Source organism: Teichococcus deserti (assembly GCF_001982615.1).
Lineage (GTDB): Bacteria > Pseudomonadota > Alphaproteobacteria > Acetobacterales > Acetobacteraceae > Pseudoroseomonas > Pseudoroseomonas deserti.
In genome coordinates, this window is record NZ_MLCO01000255.1 from 1 (window position 1) to 17,632 (window position 17,632).

25 protein-coding genes are annotated in these 17,632 nt (G+C 64.6%); 6 read left to right on the top strand and 19 right to left on the bottom strand.

All coding sequences use genetic code 11. The features are described 5' to 3' along the window. Nucleotides 1-4: 4 nt before the first annotated feature. From BKE38_RS22680 to BKE38_RS31610, 16 genes are all read right to left on the bottom strand, one after another. Nucleotides 5-742, bottom strand: coding sequence for an HK97 family phage prohead protease (locus BKE38_RS22680; RefSeq protein ID WP_076959507.1), 738 nt, complete (start codon nt 740-742; stop codon nt 5-7). Between the two features lie 284 nt (nt 743-1,026). After that, nucleotides 1,027-1,236: a hypothetical protein gene (locus BKE38_RS31605; protein ID WP_207553645.1), complete on the bottom strand. Its 210-nt coding sequence runs from the start codon at nt 1,234-1,236 to the stop codon at nt 1,027-1,029. 87 nt (nt 1,237-1,323) lie between these two features. After that, entirely contained in the window at nt 1,324-1,866 is a 543-nt protein-coding gene (locus tag BKE38_RS22690) for a hypothetical protein (protein WP_076959509.1), read from the bottom strand. A gap of 20 nt (nt 1,867-1,886) precedes the next feature. Then, on the bottom strand, nt 1,887-2,441 hold the full coding sequence (locus tag BKE38_RS22695) for a hypothetical protein (protein ID WP_076959510.1): 555 nt from the start codon (nt 2,439-2,441) through the stop codon (nt 1,887-1,889). A gap of 9 nt (nt 2,442-2,450) precedes the next feature. Next, on the bottom strand, nt 2,451-2,753 hold the full coding sequence (locus BKE38_RS22700; RefSeq protein WP_131829692.1) for a TubC N-terminal docking domain-related protein: 303 nt from the start codon (nt 2,751-2,753) through the stop codon (nt 2,451-2,453). Further along, on the bottom strand, nt 2,750-4,270 hold the full coding sequence (locus BKE38_RS22705) for a DUF3631 domain-containing protein (protein ID WP_165694261.1): 1,521 nt from the start codon (nt 4,268-4,270) through the stop codon (nt 2,750-2,752). The genes BKE38_RS22700 and BKE38_RS22705 overlap by 4 nt, the downstream gene beginning before the upstream one ends. Then, the gene (locus tag BKE38_RS22710) at nt 4,267-5,283 is read right to left on the bottom strand and encodes a hypothetical protein (RefSeq protein WP_076959513.1); all 1,017 of its coding nucleotides are present in this window, start codon (nt 5,281-5,283) and stop codon (nt 4,267-4,269) included. Before BKE38_RS22710 ends, BKE38_RS22705 begins: the two co-directional genes overlap by 4 nt. Next, the gene (locus tag BKE38_RS22715) at nt 5,280-5,792 is read right to left on the bottom strand and encodes a hypothetical protein (RefSeq protein WP_076959514.1); all 513 of its coding nucleotides are present in this window, start codon (nt 5,790-5,792) and stop codon (nt 5,280-5,282) included. Before BKE38_RS22715 ends, BKE38_RS22710 begins: the two co-directional genes overlap by 4 nt. Next, nucleotides 5,789-6,067, bottom strand: a complete 279-nt coding sequence (locus BKE38_RS22720) for a hypothetical protein (RefSeq protein WP_076959515.1) — start codon at nt 6,065-6,067, stop codon at nt 5,789-5,791. Before BKE38_RS22720 ends, BKE38_RS22715 begins: the two co-directional genes overlap by 4 nt. Nucleotides 6,068-6,212: 145 nt before the next feature. After that, nucleotides 6,213-6,464 (bottom strand): hypothetical protein, encoded by a 252-nt coding sequence (locus BKE38_RS22725; RefSeq protein ID WP_076959516.1) that lies wholly within the window; start codon nt 6,462-6,464, stop codon nt 6,213-6,215. Between the two features lie 118 nt (nt 6,465-6,582). Next, complete coding sequence (locus BKE38_RS22730; protein ID WP_076959517.1) at nt 6,583-7,293, bottom strand: hypothetical protein; 711 nt, start codon at nt 7,291-7,293, stop codon at nt 6,583-6,585. A gap of 98 nt (nt 7,294-7,391) precedes the next feature. Further along, a complete protein-coding gene (locus tag BKE38_RS22735; protein ID WP_076959518.1) occupies nt 7,392-7,817 on the bottom strand; it encodes a hypothetical protein in 426 nt (141 codons plus the stop codon). Then, nucleotides 7,814-8,197: a hypothetical protein gene (locus BKE38_RS22740; RefSeq protein ID WP_076959519.1), complete on the bottom strand. Its 384-nt coding sequence runs from the start codon at nt 8,195-8,197 to the stop codon at nt 7,814-7,816. The genes BKE38_RS22735 and BKE38_RS22740 overlap by 4 nt, the downstream gene beginning before the upstream one ends. Beyond that, the gene (locus tag BKE38_RS22745; RefSeq protein WP_076959520.1) at nt 8,194-8,412 is read right to left on the bottom strand and encodes a hypothetical protein; all 219 of its coding nucleotides are present in this window, start codon (nt 8,410-8,412) and stop codon (nt 8,194-8,196) included. Before BKE38_RS22745 ends, BKE38_RS22740 begins: the two co-directional genes overlap by 4 nt. Beyond that, entirely contained in the window at nt 8,409-8,639 is a 231-nt protein-coding gene (locus tag BKE38_RS22750; RefSeq protein ID WP_076959521.1) for a hypothetical protein, read from the bottom strand. Before BKE38_RS22750 ends, BKE38_RS22745 begins: the two co-directional genes overlap by 4 nt. Then, nucleotides 8,636-9,385, bottom strand: a complete 750-nt coding sequence (locus BKE38_RS31610) for a hypothetical protein (protein WP_131829693.1) — start codon at nt 9,383-9,385, stop codon at nt 8,636-8,638. Before BKE38_RS31610 ends, BKE38_RS22750 begins: the two co-directional genes overlap by 4 nt. A gap of 201 nt (nt 9,386-9,586) precedes the next feature. On the opposite strand from BKE38_RS31610, the gene BKE38_RS33860 reads away from it, so the two are divergent. The 3 genes from BKE38_RS33860 to BKE38_RS31625 all read left to right on the top strand — a co-directional run bounded on the left by BKE38_RS33860 (nt 9,587) and on the right by BKE38_RS31625 (nt 10,532). After that, entirely contained in the window at nt 9,587-9,826 is a 240-nt protein-coding gene (locus BKE38_RS33860) for a hypothetical protein (RefSeq protein ID WP_242662547.1), read from the top strand. A 194-nt stretch (nt 9,827-10,020) separates the two neighbouring features. Beyond that, nucleotides 10,021-10,251 (top strand): hypothetical protein, encoded by a 231-nt coding sequence (locus tag BKE38_RS31620; protein ID WP_131829694.1) that lies wholly within the window; start codon nt 10,021-10,023, stop codon nt 10,249-10,251. 29 nt (nt 10,252-10,280) lie between these two features. Beyond that, nucleotides 10,281-10,532 (top strand): hypothetical protein, encoded by a 252-nt coding sequence (locus tag BKE38_RS31625; protein WP_131829695.1) that lies wholly within the window; start codon nt 10,281-10,283, stop codon nt 10,530-10,532. 348 nt (nt 10,533-10,880) lie between these two features. Here the strand turns inward: BKE38_RS31625 and BKE38_RS22770 are convergent, their stop codons facing one another. Beyond that, complete coding sequence (locus tag BKE38_RS22770) at nt 10,881-11,249, bottom strand: DUF6481 family protein (protein WP_076959525.1); 369 nt, start codon at nt 11,247-11,249, stop codon at nt 10,881-10,883. A gap of 385 nt (nt 11,250-11,634) precedes the next feature. Here BKE38_RS22770 and BKE38_RS22775 point away from each other — a divergent pair, with 385 nt between their 5' ends. After that, complete coding sequence (locus BKE38_RS22775) at nt 11,635-12,096, top strand: MgtC/SapB family protein (RefSeq protein WP_076959526.1); 462 nt, start codon at nt 11,635-11,637, stop codon at nt 12,094-12,096. A gap of 100 nt (nt 12,097-12,196) precedes the next feature. Here the strand turns inward: BKE38_RS22775 and BKE38_RS22780 are convergent, their stop codons facing one another. Further along, on the bottom strand, nt 12,197-13,795 hold the full coding sequence (locus BKE38_RS22780; protein WP_165694262.1) for an SNIPE associated domain-containing protein: 1,599 nt from the start codon (nt 13,793-13,795) through the stop codon (nt 12,197-12,199). A 436-nt stretch (nt 13,796-14,231) separates the two neighbouring features. Here BKE38_RS22780 and BKE38_RS22785 point away from each other — a divergent pair, with 436 nt between their 5' ends. Together BKE38_RS22785 and BKE38_RS22795 are read left to right on the top strand one after the other, a co-directional pair. Then, the gene (locus tag BKE38_RS22785) at nt 14,232-14,414 is read left to right on the top strand and encodes a hypothetical protein (protein WP_076959528.1); all 183 of its coding nucleotides are present in this window, start codon (nt 14,232-14,234) and stop codon (nt 14,412-14,414) included. Nucleotides 14,415-15,075: 661 nt separating this feature from the next. Further along, complete coding sequence (locus BKE38_RS22795) at nt 15,076-15,432, top strand: hypothetical protein (RefSeq protein ID WP_076959530.1); 357 nt, start codon at nt 15,076-15,078, stop codon at nt 15,430-15,432. A 433-nt stretch (nt 15,433-15,865) separates the two neighbouring features. On the opposite strand, the gene BKE38_RS22800 is transcribed toward BKE38_RS22795, so the two are convergent. Then, nucleotides 15,866-17,203, bottom strand: coding sequence for a tyrosine-type recombinase/integrase (locus BKE38_RS22800; protein WP_076959531.1), 1,338 nt, complete (start codon nt 17,201-17,203; stop codon nt 15,866-15,868). Nucleotides 17,204-17,632 lie beyond the last annotated feature (429 nt).

A 17,632-nucleotide genomic window follows, 5' to 3' on the forward strand; every position in this document is an offset into this window, starting at 1 on the left:
GGGGTCACCTGCCGGGGTGCGCCCCGATAGCCGCCTCCAGGGCCGCCCCAGCCACCCCCGGTTCGATGCCGAGGCGCTGGGCCAGGTCGGGGGCCACGGCCCTGCCGATGTCCTGAGCATCCCGCAGGCGGTCGGCAGCGATGGCATCTCGCATGGCCTTGGCTTTCCTGGCGCTTTCCTCGGCGGCCAAGCGATCGAGCGTCTTGGGCGCTGCGGCCTTCACATGCCCATGCCAATTGGCTGGCAACGCGCAGAGGGTGATCTCGTATGGCCGCCACCACGGGATGGCCTGAACCGACGCCGGGTCCTCTCCGTCATCCGCGCTCATCGTGAAGCCCATCGAGCAATTGTTCAGCACGCCAGCACCGACCATCGCCTGCGCGTCCAGGCCGCGCCGCGTAGGAGCAAACCGGGCGATGGCGAAAGCGCTGCCAAGAGAGGCATCAATCCACGCCATCTCCACCACCCCGAGGATGGCGTCGAGGTGGTGTTCGTGGTTCGCCAGCAGCGGCGCACGCCCGCTGTTCAGTAGCGACAGGTCGCCGCCTTCCATGGACAGCCGGAAGGGTCGACCAACCCGAGAGCGGCGGATCACGTCATGGCTCGCGAAGCACAGCAGCGCCCGGCTGCCGCTCTGATCAGCCTCATGCAGCGCGGCAATGCCTTCGACACTGGCCACCTCAGTATGGCCCTCATCGATGTCCAGCGGCTCAGGCGCCAGGGCTTCCATGGTCGTGCTCATCGAGAGGGGTGCTCCCGCTGGAGCGCTGCCATAAGTTGGGAGAGCAAAGTGGGGACGGCCGCGGTCATTCCTTTTTCCACCTTGTTGCAGCGGTCCAGCTGCCTCTGATCGCCGGCCAAGACCGCCTCGGCCCTGATCTTCCCGAACCTAAATCGCTCAGCGCTGATGGCCTGGAGGACTGCGTAGATAGCCTTCACCGAGCCATCGCCCGGCACACTTTCGGTCGGCATCTGGTGCCCCTTTTCGTCATGCAATTGGGTGGGTGAGACAGGCAGGCTCGACGCCTACCTGCCATGTTCCTGCCGCCCGGCCGCCGCCAGGCTGCGTGACAGTTCAACCCGCCTCTCCCCGAGTTCTCTCAGTGCTTCCCGATGGGCGCGCATCTTCTTCGCGGGGGTCCAAGCGGGCGGGTTGTCGAGGAACTGGCGATGGCTGCTTTCGGCGCGGCGCACCGTGTCGAGCTCCATCTGGATTGCCGTGACTGATTGGTTCATCGGGTTGAGCGCCTTCGATGTGGCGTGTTCGTCCTTAAGCAAGCGGTGTGGGACCTGTGCCTTCGAACAGGCCCCACATTGATCCGGTTACTGCCAGACGGGGCTGTACTTGTTCGGATCCAAGCGCTGGAAGCAGGGCATCAGCTTCTTCCCGATGTCGCCATGCTCAATCTGGAGATCCATACTCGCGTTAAATTCTTCCGAGAGGTCTCGCAGCATTTCGTTCGTCTCTCGCGCTTTGGTGCGCATAGCTTGGATTTCAGCTTCCAGCCCGGGATAACGCGTCGTCCACAGCTCCACGAACTCAGCTGCAAGCCTGTCAGCTTCGGCCAGTTTTTTTCTGAAGGCGGCGGACTTCTCCTCCTTCTGTGCTTGCAGCAGCTTCGGCTTCAGAGCCTCGACCATCACGCCCAGCCGCTCCGCCTCGGCGCGAACCTCGGCCAGCTCGCGCTCGCCGGCCTCAACCTCCTTGGCGTTGCCGCTGATCAGCAGCGCGCCACGGCTGGCCTTCAGTTCGGCTTCGCGGCTGATGGCCTGTGCCTGCAAGGCCTCGGCCTGGCTGATGGCGGCGGCGATGGACTCGGCGTTCTGCAGCTTCGGGCGCAGGCCGAGAATCTTGCTCAGTTCCATGGGTCTTCTCCGTTTGTGTGTCAGGCGATGGCGGGGACGGCGGCAGCGATCAGCTGCGCCGGCAGAGGGCCGAGCTCGTTGACGGGTTCGGCGGTGTGGCCGGCGGCGGCGGCCAGCCAGTCGGCGCGGTGGCGCGGCGTGGTCTCGATCAGCAAGAGCTTGCTCACCCTGCCGGTGATCTCGGCGAACTGGCGGTAGTGCTCGGGATCAGGCTTGCGGTCGTACAGGACGACGCGATGAGCCCAGCGGAGGAGCTGGGGGAGCTGCCCCCAGGCAACCGGACCATCCGCACCAGGCAGCACCAGGCAGACATTCGCGAAGAGGCTGATCTTGTGGAGCGGGAAGTCGGCGCCTGCCTTGAGCAGCCCCACCGTCCGGCGGCGGGATGCGGCGAACATGAGCAGGGGTTCGCGGAAGCCTGCGCCGGCGGTGATCTGGTGGCGGATCTCCTGGACCAGCGCGCTTTCGCTTTCGACCATTCGGGTTCCGTGGAAGGTGGAGGTGCCGCCAGAGCCCGCCATGTGGACGGGCCTCATCTGCAGCAGCACCGGCATGTCTGTGGTGTCGATGGCCATGGTGATTCCCTAATTCCGGTGGATGTGTCGGTGGGCCCAGAAGCCCTTCCGCAGGCCGTCCTTGAGCGGATCGGATGACGGCGGCCCTGGGCCACTCGGAGCGGCGAAGTGCTCCCGGATTGCTTCGGCCTCGGCGGCGTCGACCGCGTCGCAGTGCTCCAGGAAGGCGGTGATCTCGGCCCGGCGGGTGCGCAGTTCTTGCAGCAGGTCAGCCGGCGGGGGCGCCTCTGCCTGCAGCTTCACGCGACCATCCTGGAGCCAGAGGGTGATGCCAGACTGCGCGCAAAGGTTGAGAAGGTCGGAGGGGGTCAAAGCGTCCCCTCCCACACCCCGTTGCCACTCTGGGGATACCCTTTCCCCCTGTGAGGGGGGTTCTGAGCCGTCACACCGTCACAAGACTGTTTTTGCTGGGGATTTCCCGATTTCAATCCGTCACAGGTTTTGCCATGTGACGGGTCATTTTCGGCCGCAAACCCGCAGTTTTCCTCGGTTGTGTCGGTGTGACGGTTTGCTGTGACGGTTTCGTCGGCCTTGGCCGTTTCGGGCGGCAAATAGCGCTCCCAAGCGAGCTTGAAGGCGTCCGCGTAATAGCCCTTGGCGGTCGCGCCGGCTGCCAGACGGATGGTGCCCGGCCGTGGCCCGAACGGCTTCAATGCACGCGCAAGTTGCGGCGCGGACATGGGCTTGCCGTTCTTCCACTCAGGCCAGGGACGGTCCTCCATGTCGGCCAGGGCCCGGCAGAGGTCGTCGCTGGCCAGGCGGTCGGTGCGCGTCGCGGCGAACGTCGCCTTGATGTCGGCGAGCAGGAGGGCGCCGGCCTCGAGGGTGCCTTCCTCCTTCGCGCGCCGGCCGAACACCTCGCGCAGCGCCTTCCGGCCGCGCGCCGCCCAAACGGGGCCGGCATCGTCGGCGATGCTGACGAGCGGTACGCTGACGTCGGCCTCGCGGTCGCCGAGCTCCTCCGGTATGGCGGGATCGGCATTCAGATGCGGGCCGCGGTCCTGCGCCCACCGCACCAGCTTACGAGCCAAGTCGTGCAGGCGGCCGCGGGCGCCGGGGCTGCGCAGGCGGGTGACGGTTTCGCTGGCGGCCTTGCGCTGCAGCACGATCGGCAGCGCGCGGTCCTCGAGGGTGCCGGGCAACTCGCCAATGCCAGCCAGGGCGACCGGGGCGAAGGTGGCGAAGCAGATCGGCTGATGCTCGTCCTTCACCTCGACAACGCGGATGACCTGACCGCTGGCCTCGAAGCCGCTGTTGAGAATGCCGCGCAGTTCCTCGTTCTCGCCGAGAAAGCTGTCGGCTTCATCGATTAGCAACGTCAGCGGCGACAGGGCCTCGACGGTGCGGAACACGCCCGATGCGGAAATGCTGTCGGCCTTCAGCGGGCGGCAGCAGAGCGCCCGCAGGATGTCCAGCAACGTGCTCTTTCCGCAGCGCTTAGCCGGGCTGGTGACGCTGAGGCGCGGCGTGTGCTGGAACCGGCTGTAGACCCAGCTGTGTGCGCACCAGAGCGCCACAGCATCGGCCATGGCCATCGGCAGGATGACGTGGGCACGGATGGCCGCCGAGAGCGCCGAGAGCAGGGCTTCGGTTTCGACAGGCTCGGGCCAGGGCTCGACCACGGCCAGCGCGACACCTCGCCCGGTTGCAGCGTCCTCCGCCGGCCGCACACCGCGGACCATCTCGTCCAGGGTGCTGACGCGACACCCGAGCCGATCGGCCGCGGCCTGGCGCTCGCGGTCGTAGTCCAGTGGATCCAGGGCAGCGAGGCGCGCGATCTCGTTGGCTTCGGCCGCGCGGTCTCGGTTGGTGGTGTTGTCCTCCGTCATGCCGACACCCCCGCCGGCAAGGTGCCGGTGTCGGTGCGCTGGGCGATGGCCCATTCCGCGATGGCCTTCCCCTCGGCCTCAGGCTTGCCCACGTCGAGCAGCGCCAGGCCGATGGCGCGGACCACCTCATCCTTGGTCAGCAGCTTCGCCCGGACCAAGCGAGCCAGGCCCCAAGCTTCGGCGACGGCGGTCGGGTGGCGGGTGCCTTCGGACTGCTGCCGGATCAGACTGCAGGCCTTGGCGAGCGCCGCCATGGCGTAGCGGCTGCCGTTCCCCGTGCTGGTGACGGCGGCAGCGCGGTACTGGTCGACCGGCGGCTTCGGCGGCGGTGCCAGCTCGCTGGCCGAGGGCGCCGCGATATAGCGGTGCTCGCCCCGCAGCCAGGCAAGGCGACCGTCGAGCGGATCTTGCGCGCCATCGGCGAAGACGGGCGCGGCGGTGTAGTTCACCTGGGCCGGCCGGAACAGCGAGGCGTCGACCGGCAGCCCGCGGAACCAGCGCTGGCCCTCGGCGCCGGAGAGCGGGCGGTCGCACCAGCCCCAGAGCCGGAGGCGCGCACCAGGCTTGAGGCCGTGGCTGCCCGTGGCCTGCACCACCAGGTCCGCCTGCTGCAGCGGCTGCGGCAGCATGGGCAGGACGGCCGCAGCGCAGGCCAGCAGGTCGGTGCGGTCGATCCCCTCCGGCAGCGGCACGCCGTCGAGGTCCAGCGCCAGCCAGCGCCGCGGCACGTCGCGCAGCGTCGGCAGCTCGCCGGTCTCGGGATCGGTGTGCACCAGGCGACGCACATGCTGCGTCCGGGCGGGGTCAGCGATGGCGCCGCGCACCACGGCACAGCAGGGGCGGCTGAGCAGCTTGCCCAGCAGCTGCAGCAAGTCGCCCATGCCGGTCAGCGGCTCGCTGTGCAGGTCGTAGTGCTTGGCCGAGTCGTAGCCCTCGACCACGCCGTCGGCGCGCACGCGCTTGGCCAGGCGCGGGCCATAGGAGGTGATGACGGTGATGGTGTCGGCGGTCACTGGAGCACCTCCCCAGCCGGCAGGCCGGCAACAGGATGCGAGCCACCGTTGGGCGGCATGATCGACAGGACGCGCAGGCGGGGGAGATGCCGGCCCACCTCGGCGAGCCACGCCGGGTGACGGCGCGCTTCCATCTCGATCACCAGCGCCCGCCCCTGAGCAAGGGCGGCGGCGGCGATCAGCGCGTAGTGCTCTGGCTTCCCGCCCGTCGCGTGCAGGACGACATGCTTCGCCCAGCGCAGCAGGCGCTGAGCCTGTGGCCATGCCTGCGGGCCAATCGCTGCCGGCGTGTCGTCAGCGAGGACAATGGCGGTCGGGCGCGTGTTGTTGAGGATCCGCGAGGGGATGATGCCGCCGCGGGCGGTGATCACCAGCGCCAGGCTGCCATCCGCCGCGGCGCGCAGGAGCGGGATACGGAATCCCTCCCCCACTTGCTGCGAGCGCATGATCAGCTCGGAGAGCTGCGCGCTGGTGCCAGCCACGGCGTCTGCCACGTGGCGGCGGCTCATCGGGCTGCCTCCAGCATGCGCTTAGCGGCGATGGCATCACCGATGCTGTCGAAGATCCTGCGCACCGGGCGGCGGTCCAGAGCGGCCGGCATCGGCGGGACGAGCAGCGCCGCGCGCGGGCTGCCATCGGCGCCGGCGGCGAGCGGGATCTCGATCAGCTTGATCGCCTCGGCACGCGGGCGCGCGACGGGCTTGGTCGGCTCGGACCAGCGGCGCGCGAACTGGCGATTGAAGTCCGGATCGGACTGGCGCGCGTAATTGACAGAAGATTTCATGACCTGCCCCTTTAGGGATGGCCACGGAAGGACTGGCAAAGCGGCGAGGGACGGACTAAATTGCGGGTGTCAGGTAGTGCCCGCTGAGTACGCGTATCCTCTCGCAGCCCCGTCAGGTCCTTTGGACCGTGGCGGGGTTTTGCTTTTAGGCAGCGTGGCGCGCGTCAACCTCGGACGTGCTCCGGCGCGGGGCGCTGGTGCAGCTGCGGGCCCAGGAGAGCGCGTCTTCCCAGCGATACAGCGCGCGGGCGGAGAACAGGCTGTACGGCGGCCCACCGCCGCGCGTGGCCTTGGTGGCGAGCGTCCGCGGCGACACGGGATAGCCGGCGGCGGTCAGCGCGCCGGCCACAGCTTCGCGGGTCAGCAGCGCATCAGGGCGATCGGGAAGAATGTGCATCAGCGCAACACCTCGCAATTGAGATGTTGCGAGAATGGTCGCGAACAAACGCTTGCGTCAGAACGCAACAATGAAGAGAGATCCGGCGATCTTCTCCACTGGTTGCATTCGGAAAGAACTAGCTGATTTCTTCTCCCGGAAGCCACGGCAGGTAGCGCTCGAGGTTCTCCGCGTGCCGCAGGATCATGTCCTCGGCCCAGAGGGGATCGGGCGTAGTACTGGCAACGGCCTTCAGCCAAGTGGCGCCGGCGCGAGCCCGAAGAGCCTCGCCGGAACGCTTGTCGACGTCGGGAATGCCGGACGGATTCTGCTTGGCCAGGCGCAAGGCATGATCGAATACGGCAGAGACCAGTCGAACAGCTGGCCCGTCCATGGTCACGCCTGGCTCCTTCCCGAAGGCAGCCACATACAATCCCAGAATCTTCGGGTAGGCGAATTGGGCCAACCAATCGACGGGCGCCCCAGCCTGTGCGGGAGCACAGGCATGGGTTGCCCACTTCTCCATGCTGTCGCGCCAGTGCGAGGGAAGGTTCGGCGGCGCCGCAGTACAAAGCGCAGGCACTTCCGCCATTAGGCGGGCCAGCTTCTGATAGGCGTCGAAGATCTGGCGCGCATCCTTGCGCGACAGTTGGTCGGTTTCCTGGGAGGCGAAGACGATCTGCCCGATGAGGGACTTCACCGACCGCAGTACGGCTTCGACCCGGGCGGGATCGCCCTGGACAGCAAGAGTTCTCCCAGCCGCGGCGGTGAGGATACTGGCCGCTTCTTCCCGTCGCATGGGTGCAAAACCGTCGTGCGGTGCCACACGCGCCTGGTGCAACGGTTCCATCTGACGCTCCTTCGCGATCTGGCGGCCCCATGATCGGCCAGGCCAAGCGCGGCGCAAGGGGTAACCCTCGCGCCGAAAGCCAAGCAATGGGGAATCGGTCAGGGCTCATTGGCCGGGCGCTCCTGCCCGTCGAGCCGGTCCCACTCTCTTCTCGCCGCCAGCCGGATATCGCGGCAGACGGCATAGGCCGCCGGTGCCTGCTGCCCGCCCTCGAGCATGAGGTCGCGCATGGCGTCGAGGACTAGGTCGGCCTCACGCCAGAAGGATGGGGTGTCGAGGCCCCTCATCCGGGTGGCGAGCTGGCGCCCGAGGTCCGCGGGGGTCTCCGGCACTGGCCCGCCGAGCTCGATCAGCCGGCGGTCCTGGTGCAGATGTTGCAGCTTGGCCGCCGCCTCGGCCTCCTGGCTTCGCGCCAGGTTGCCGGAGTGCAGCAGATGCTCATGCGTCGCCCGCTCGGCCACGGTGTCGAAGCTGCGCTGGCACCATAGGCAGCGGTGGCTGGCAGGAAGGACGTGGCGGCTCATGCGCTCGGCTCCAGCCGATCGAGATCGCGCTGCAGTCCGAGCATTAGGTGCTCGCAGGGCCCGGCCCACTGCGGCACTTCGCCGCTCGGCAGGGTGAGCAGCATAGTCACCGCTCGAGCCTTCGCGCGGAGACCTGCAGGTGTCGTTGCCGGGATCTTGGCGGCACGGCACAGGACGGCTTCCCAGGGCCGCGGCGCAAGCAGTTCGGCGAGGGTTTGGCCAGCGGGTGCCCAGCCGTCGGCGTGCCAAAGCCGCTCCGCTTCGGCGAGCAGGCTGAGGAGCTCGGCGTCGAGGGCCGATCCTTCCATCAGGACGGGGATGGCAATGCCGGCCGAGACAGCGACCATCGGCAGTGAGCGGCGGGAGATGGCTCGCTTCATAGCGCGGTGCCCTCCAGCAGCAGCCCGATCAGCAGGCCGGCGGCGGCGCTGGCGAGCGTCCAGCTGAACCAGGCCAGGCTAAGCAGCGAGAGGGGCGGAAGGTGGCCGGCGCGCAGGTAGGCGCGAGCAGCCTCTCGCCGTGTGACGACGACCTTGATCGTCTCGGCGGGCTTGGTGGGGAGAGGCTCGCCCGGGGCGCGGAACGGGCGGGTCATGCCTGCGCCCTCCCAGCTTCGGCGCGGACAGCTGCCCACACCTGCTCCATGGCCTTGACCGCCTCGACCCGGAACAGATCCTGGGCCTCGACCAGATAGCGCAGGCCATCCTCGGCCGCGTCGGGAGCGTCCACCAGGATGCTCCGCAGAAGCTCGGAGCCCTGCTCGAGCCGGCCGAGAACGTAGTCGATCTCGTTCAGGGCCTCGTTGAGGGTGGGGGTGCTCATGCCGACACCTCGCCGCGGACGATTCGCTGTTCTTCCGCGTTGAAGTAGGTCCCCGCCATCCTGGCGAGCGGCAGACCATGCGCCTCCGACAGCGTCTTCAGAGCCCAGACCATGTGCGCCAGGATGAAGCCGATTCTTCTCTCGCCGGCGTGGGTCAGATGCTCGCCGCCCAGATTGTCGAGCATGTCGCGCAGCAGCAGGATGTGAGCAGTCGCGTCGATCGCAGTCTCGGGGATGCTGCTGGCCCCCAACTCCTCGATGGCACAGATCTGTTTGAAGACCCGATCGGAGTTGTTCCGATGAACCACGGCATCCGATATCAGGCCTGCCCGACGTGCAGCATCCTCAGCGTCGACCAGAGCATGGTGCTTCTGCCAAAGGGCGTCGACGATCAGAACCGCTTCCGCCGCACCCATTCGAAGGGCTGCGGCCTCTCCTCTTTCCGGGACACCGGCAGGCGGCATCGCCGACGGCCGCGCATCTTTCACTCTTCTTCTCGGCTTCGACTTCGGCGCCGCCGCGATGTCAGGCGATCCGGCCTCAGCGCCGGCGGTGGCCCGTCTTCTGGACGAGCGAAGGGGTGGCGCGTTATGCGCAGCAGTAGCCATGGCCTGATGCTCCAGCGTCAGGGTTGTGGTGAGGCCGGGCTGGGTGGTGCAAACACCGAGCTCGGCCGCTCTGAGCACACAAGCTGACTGCTGCGGAATCCTAGTTCCCACACTCAATCTTCTGGTGCTGATACCCATCTAAGTGGTACTTTAGGCCAGCGTCAAGCATATTTTGGGTGTGAAAACCATATGGCTGTTTCTGGGAACCAACTTCGGGCTGCCCGCGCGCTGGCCGGCCTTGAGCAGAAGGATCTCTCAGAGACCTCCGGGGTCAGCATCAACACCATCAGGAACATGGAAGCTCGGGCAGCAGAACCTGTCCGAGGGCGGCTGGACACCATGGAACGCGTGGTCGATGCGCTGGCACGGGCCGGGGTCGAGTTCATCGCCGAAAACGGCGGCGGCGCCGGCGTGCGGCTGCGGCAGCCTAGTCAGCTGAGCAGCCAGAAGGCCCATCCGGGTTTCGCCGCGACCATGGGCAATGCGCTGGATGCCATGCCGGAAAGGCAGGATGCGCAGGTTAAGGAAGCGAACGTGAGGGAGGAACTTCGCCGCAGCAAAGATACCTCAGACAAGTGATCGCGGGTTCTCGGGCGATTCGAATCTGAAGGTGTTGCTACGTCGAGGCGTTAGGGTGTCGATGACGTGCTTGGCCTGATCGCGCGGTAGATTTGTGTGACCAGGTGGATGTTCTGCCAGTAAGGAATGCTGAGTAGCTTCCATGCTGCGCATTCCAGTGGTCGTGCCTTCAGCTTTGCAAAGGCACGTAGACCATGTGCGATAAGCCTGATCTGAGCCAATCGACGCTGATGTATGATTTGGCTGTCACCCTGGCTGAAACGATCGAGAGCTTGATCGATGAAGCTGGCTTGCCGGCATCATCTGCGCACAAGCTCCTAGATTATGCGATCGAGGGGCTCCCGCCTGAAACGCAGGTCATGATCCGGTACGAAGCTTGTCGTTTGTGGAAGCTTCGGGGGAAAGAGCCGAGAATGCTTAACTGAAGGCGCTGAGTGAGCAGCGTGGAGGCCGCGTGATTGAAGATGACCCAAGCTACGAAGAGCGGGCCGTACTTGTCGCACTGAACGCGCTCGTCTTGGAAGTTGATGATCTTGTTGCGAAGGGTGTCGTGCGTGCTGATGGTGCGCTGAGTGTCCTTCAGCGGACGATTGATGGGCTGCCGCCCAACCTTCGATCGACGCTGCGTCCGAAGCTTAATGGACTGCAGAAGGTCGCCGAGGCGGCCTCAGCCTCTTCGGATCATGTCAGGAAGATCAGCCCCTGATCTCCACCATGATCTGCTGCCTCGCACAGCGCACAGCTTCAGCGCAGGAGGCGTCAGCGTATATGCTGCCCAGTGGCCCTTCCGGGATGCTATCTAAGGCCTGCCGGATTTCAGCGAGGACGTCGCTGGGGCAGCAGGCATAGTCTGTGAAGTGGTCCATGAACCAGCCTTCGGCGACATCTCGGCCTACAGCGTCGAAGCTGTGCCCGTGCACGAATGCCGTCCTGGCTGCGTTCCGGAGCATGCTTTCAAGATCATAACGGATAGCCCAGTTCATGACAGAAGCCCCTGTGCTTTGTAGCTAAGCCACTGCTCCTGCCACGCCTGAATCTGGCTGCGGCGGATCGCTTACCGCTGCCGTGCCTTACGAGCAGCATAGCGAGCATCCCGAGCTGCTTTCTGCTCGGCCGGCAGGGCAGCAGCCCGACGAACTGCTGCGGCAGCTTCAGCGGCCTGCGCTGCAGCAAGAGCGACCTTCTCCTGCTTCTTGGCCGCCTTCTCGGCGATCACCCTGGCCGCCTCAGCATCTCGGGCAACCCGCCGCTCAGCTTCTCGGATGTCACGCGCGTCACTGACGGCCTTGCGCTCGGCCTGCTGCTGCAAAAGAGCCGGGTCATCTGCACCCCGCCGGCTGCGGAAGCGCTCCAGCATTGCCACCTTCGCCTTGGCCGCGTTGGCAAGACGATCGACGTAGGCGCCGCTATGTTCTGGGTTCATACAGAACAACTTATAGAAAGCGGGGGAGCATTGATATCAACAAAATATTGTTCTGGCTTTGGTGTTGTTAACACTCAAATTATTTTGGAACTGCAGAGAAATTTCATTTTTATTTGGCTGCTGAGACTCGGGCTTGAGCGCGTTTCTCGCTCCGTGTAATGTTGCGGCCTCAGCACGGAACCACCTGATGCCTTTTCCTCTGATCGTCACTAATTTTGAGGTTAGAAGGGCTGGCAGCAGTGTCGGGTGCTGAGGTGTCGCCGTGGGTCCTGCTCGGCCTCCTAGCGCTTCTCGCAACTGTCCTCTTCGCCTTCTGGCCGGCTGAAGAGGCCTGATCCATCTGCGGCTGTTTGCCGACTGGCGCGAGGTGGCCGAGGACTAATCGATGATCGCCGATCCCTCCATCGACGACATGCTTCTTCGCCTTGGCGGTGCCGCGGGCTTGGGCATGATCCTCGGCTTGGACTGGGAGCGCCGGGGCTTCGATGCCGGGATCCGGACACATGCCCTTATCTCGCTGAGCGCCGCACTGCTCATGCTGTGCGCCATCTCGGTTGGAGAGGCTGTCATCAGGAGCGGGGGTGATTCTGACCCACTGAGGGTGGCTCAGGGGCTGTTCCAGGCGCTGGGTTTCATCGGAGCAGGGATGGTCTTTGCTAGGCGCGAAGAGGTCCGGAACCTCACCAGCGCGAGCAGCATCGTACTGACCGGCGCAATCGGCATGGCCTGCGGTGCAGGCCTTTGGAAGATGGCGCTGATTGCGACTGCAGTCGGGCTATTCCTGATGGTCATCGTGCGCTTGGGCACCCGATACTTCCGCGGTGAACGCAAGGCCGGCAAAGAATAAGCGGCTTAGCGCTGCGCGAGGTTGGCGTCAGATTGCCTGCCGCCGAACCCTCCGGCCTCGTTCCAGAGGAATTGGAGCTGAGCAACAACTTCCGGGAACGTTATGCGGGAATCTTCATGGCGGCATCCGCCGCTTGCCGTAGGAGAACCGTCTGACGATATGCGGATGCTTCAGCGGCGTGATTGAACTCCACAGGTTTCGCAAAATGCTTTCGCAGCACTTCCTCAATCTCGGGCAGCGAAGCGCGGAAGAATTCCTTTCGACCGTTCACCATGTTCAAGCGCTGACTGGCGAAATGCCTATGAAGGTCATTTTCCAAGCCATAGGCATCTTCACTGAAGACTAGTGCGTGAACATCAAAGTCGAAGGGCACAGAAGCTCCACCTAACTCGTCGATGCGATCCAGCGGCTCCAGCCGCCTGGTCACGCCGATCTTGAATACATCCTCACCGAAAGCACCGATGTTGGATATAATGTACACGTAGCCAGCAGAAGCGTGCTGCGCGCGATAGTCGACATCCTGCCGCTTCGCTTCAACCTCGCCTAGATTTTGGGCGATCGACGCCAATTCGGCGTTGATCATTTCAATCTCACTTGTCGAAGTGGCCTTGGCCAACTGCGCTTCCAGCGCCTTCTGTGCGCGGCGGAAATGCCTTTCTTCCTTCGCCAGGGCTTCCAGAGCGGCGTCGATCTCCTTCTGTAATTTGGCCTCCTCGCGGGCTTGTTCGCGGAGTTGCCGTTGCGCTTCCTTCTCATCCTGCCGCTTCAACTGAAATTCCACCGCAAGCTGGAGCTCCTCAAGTTTTAGTTCGAGGAAGGCAGGGGTAATCCTGATCTTCATAGTCACGCCTAGCTTATTCATTGCCTCGTAAGACCGCTGGATCCGAGTGCGGCTTGATTCGGCGTTATGAACCTTGACGTGATCAACCGTCTCTTCGCACTCGGTGTTGAAGGCTCGGATGATCAATCGGGAGTACTCCCTGATCATTCGTCGCCCTTCTGCAGCGCTGTCATTGACGACCCAGTTGTTCGCGGCCGTGAACGCTGTACGTTCCCGTATCATGGCGGATTGTTTGCGGCGGATATCGTCCAGACGGGCCTTGTATTCGGCCGTTGAAGTTAAGTTATACTTAGACTCAAATAGGCCGGACTCCTGCAATAAAATTGCATCATCCATTTCGATTATCTGGCCCTTTCGGGCTTCAATCTGCTCGTCAAGCTCGCGTAAAGCGCGGATCTGAGCCTGTGCTTTAGATTCGGCTCTCTCAACTGCGGCACGCGCTGCTTCAGTTGCCTCTCGAACCTTGGTTTGGATTTCAGCCTCGGTCTGCGCAATGCGTAAGGCAGACTTTGCGGCCTGAGTTTGAGCTTCTGCTTCGATGCGTGCAGCTTCCGCACGCGCCGTGTCAACGGCGGCCTGGATCTCGAGAACGCTCATCACGGCAGCGTCGCCTAGCTTTTCCTTGACCACGGCAAGAGCCGCCTGAGCTTGCTCAAGGTCTGATCTAAGCTGCTCAGCTTTCTCCGCTTCCACTTCTGCCGCAGCAGAAGCTTCTGCCGCTTCTCGCTTAAAGCGCCGCCCGCGGAATATGTCTAAAAACGCCACTTGGACCCCATCACGACAAACCGTTTCCAATAGACAACAGTGTGGTTTACCAATTGTTAAGAGGCTGCTGGAGGCCGGAGTGTCGCCTGCCATAAAGGGGCAGTCTGCCTGGCTCAGCCTCCAACGCGGTAATGGTGACAACATCCGTTCAAGGAAGCGAAATGACCGAGTGGTCTAGAGAGCAGCAGCAGATCGCGTCTTTGGCTGCGCTGTGCGGTGTACTTATTGGCGCCCTTCGAAATACCGGCGCTCTCCCAGATGATACCGCAGAGCAGGTTTTTAAGCTTGCAGACAGCGTCGTGCCCCCGTCCGCGGAGCTGTTCGGCCCAGAAGTTCTGGCAATTGTCAGAACCGCAGCGCGGGCCGTCGAGGGATCAGAGCAGTAGTATTCAGCTGCGAGCCTTCGGCACCAGCGACACCACCGCTCCCCCGTCCTGGAGAGCGGGCTTTTGCACCGTCGCTGCCAGTCTATCGCGCCAATAGATACTGCCTGTTAGCCACGGCCACCGGCCCACCGTAGCTTCTGGGCATGGAACAGCACCGCACCGCGGCCGAGAAGGCCGAGATCATCATCCGCCAGCTCGAGGCCGAGGCCGTTGAGCTGCCCGACCAGCAGTTGTCAGATGCCGCCCTGGACGACGTGGCCGGCGGCTATGTCCATCATCGCAGTCCCAATTCCGCGCCCAGCCCCTGGTGGTGGCCCTTCTTCTAAGGCACGCAATCTGCGGAGAATCGTGTTCCCTTTTCGTTCTCTCTGGTTAGGGTGCCTCGGGGCGCTGCGGGGGCAGATCGAGGACGATGGTGACATGGCGAGCGATGAACGGCCGACCACCTTGCCCCCTGCTGGTGGCTGCATAGGTGATTGGCGCGGCTGGTGGGTTCAGGTCACCTGCGACTGCGGACGGAAGGTGCGTCCGGTGGAGGGAGTGGCCGATCAGAAAAACCTGCCCGACTGGTATCCTCTGCCGGCGGCGATTTACCTGATGCGCTGCGTCCAATGCCACAGCCGGCCGCGCGCAGCGGAGATGCAGCGCGGTCGCCCGGTTGGTGGACACGGCGCGCCCTACATGGGGCGCAACAGTCTCCGGGTGCCTCTGCTGGACGAACTCTTTCAGACACCTGGCGATGGCGCATAACTGGCCCCTCGACAAGGTCATGCGGGAACGGGCCAAGTTTCCGCTGTCGGATTACGCCAGCTGGCTGCTGGTCGCCGGCCACCATCGTCTCGAGGCTTGCCGCGCTCTCGGCTACAGCACCATCCCCGCTGTGGTTATGGAGGCGACGAGCGCGACGCCAAGCTCTGGGAGATCGTCGAGAACCTGCACCGGGCGGAGCTTTCTGCCCTGGAGCGGTCCGAGCATGTCGCTGAGTGGATGCGGCTGACGGAGCAGAAGCAGGAAGAGGTTTCGCGGCAAGTTGCCGCAAAAGCTTCAGGCCGCCCCGAAGGCGGAGCACGCGCTGCCGCGAGGGAGATCGGAGTCGACGACCGCGCGGCAAGGCGCGCGGCTCAGGTCGACAGCCTCTCCGACGCTGCCAAGGCCGTCGCCCGAGAGGTCGGCCTCGACGACAACCAGTCGGCCCTCCTGGCCGCCGCCGCCGAGAAGGACAGCGAGGCGCAGGCCGAGAAGCTGCGGGAGATCAAGCGCCGCAAGGAAGAGCGCGAGATCATCCGTAAGGCTGGCGATGCCATCGTGTCGCATGACGCTAACGACGAGGCGGCGGCTGATTAAAGGAGCTGTGGCGCGCTGGCGGGTGTTTTCTCCGGGCGCTCGTCGAAGCCGAAGCGAAAGTCACGGGCAGCAATCCAGGGATAGACCGGCAGCGATAGCAGCGCCTCTGCCTGGGCAATGGCTTGGCGTAGATGTTCCTGAGCTGCCAATACCGGCATCCGAGATGTCCGCTGAAAAGGGGGCCTGATTATGAACATCCCCCCTCGTGGCACGCTTCGGTAAGGGCCGCCCCCAACCAGGTTAAGGGTAAGCCGTGCCTTGCTGCATTTTTCCGTCACACCGTCACAACCCAGCTTTTCCGCGGGTTTTCGCGCGATTTCGACCCGTCACAAGCGGTGTTCGTGTGACGGAACGAATTTTCGATTTCTAAGCAATATCAACGATGTGTCGGTGTGACGGTCTGGAGACCCCCTCTCCAGGGGAAAGGGTATAGCTAGGGGGTGCCTGGGGCTGATGCGAAGGGGACCACCACCCCTTCGACGCGCTGCTTGCCGATGCGGGTGAGAGTCTCTTCCGCCACCCGATCGGCAGCGGCGAGCAGGACGGCATCCGCATGGTGGATGTACCGCCGGGTGATGCCGCCACCCTTGTGCCCGATCATCTGACCAATGGTGGCATCGCTGAAGCCGACATCGGCGGCGAGGCTGGCGAAGGAATGCCGTAGCACATGCGGCGTGACATCGCTTGGAACGCCGCCTGCAGCGCAGACGCGCTCGAAGTAGCTGGGGAAGCCGGACATTACCCCCGCACCGCGGGAAGCGGGGAACACCAGGTCGCCGGCGTCAGCGCGAGGCTGGGCATTGAGGATGGCACAGGCAGCATGGGACAGCGGTCGCATGCTCTGGCCGGTCTTCGTGTCTGCCAGGCGGGCCGTGCGGGTGACGAGATCCACCTCGCTCCACCGCAGACCGATGACTTCGCCGGAGCGCCAGCCGGTAACCAGCAGGAAGCGGATGGCCGAGAGGGCAGGGGGCCAGATCTGCTGCTTACCCTCCTTCCCCTCGGCGCGGGGGGCTGGTCCGGCCAATGCCGCCAGGCCAGCACCGATGCCTGCATATTCCCGATCGCTGAGGCGGCGCTCGCGCTGGCTGTCGGCGAAGCGGACAACGCCAGTGACCGGGTTGCTTGCGCAAAGCCCTTTACGGACAGCGTAGGTGAAGAGGGCGCCCAGCATGCCAATCGTGCGTGCTGCGCTCCCCTTGCCGCCGCGGACGTTCGACAGGCCTCGCGGCTTTCCAGTCTTCTCCCGCTTGCGGGACCGCCCTTCAGCCACGGCGTGCATGAAGCGCTCAACGTCCGCCCGCGTCAGCGCTGATAGCTTCATAGGGCCAAGCAGCGGAAGCACATGCGAGCTGATGCGGCTGCGGTCGGTCGCCAGGGTGGTGGATTTCTTCGACTGGCCGCGGCGGGTCAGCAGCCGGCCGGCTTCGGCGTCGGCGAGGTACATCTCGCAGAGGTCGGCGATGGTGGCCGCCTCCCGCCGCTCGCGCTTCTCAGCTGCTGGGTCGCGCTGTTCGATCTTCACCTCGGCCAGGATTGCCAAGGCCTTCTCCCGCGCCTGGTCAGGGGTCCAGGGAGCGCCATGCTGCCCGATGGTCAGGCGCCGCTGCCGGCCCTCAGCAGTCCGGAACATGACGAAGTAGGAGACGGTCGCCCCCGCCCGCCGCCGGGCCCCGAAGCCTGGGACAGCCCCTGGCCCAGCGTCGAAAATCTCGGTGTTCTGGGGAAGGGCGCGGATCTCACGCAGCCCGATCTTCCGCTTGTCCGCCACGTCCTGGGCCTCGCGCTCCGGCTGTTACCCCGGCTCCGCGGGGTAACACCGGGGTAACAGCGCGACGCATATCGGCGCAACCTCGCGCAAAGCTTCGCAAACGGATATCGATGGAATTCATAGGTCTAGCAAGCGACAGCAAACCAGATCAGCCCACAACAAACGCACCATTTTACCCTCCGAAGGCAAAGGTCGTACGTTCGAATCGTATCGGGTCCGCCAATTTTTTCAGAAAATTAGAAGTTCTCTTGAGGCCTTATCGATCAGGTCTCGGAGCCAGTCCGGAAGCCACCAGGCTCGTCGGTGGAAGCCCCCCCATTCCCGCCATCGACAATTCGCAGCATTGGTTTCCTGATCCAGCGGCCTCGCGGCTTGATCATGGGTTCGGCACGCGTGCCGAACCCATGATCAAGCCGCGAGGCCGCTGGA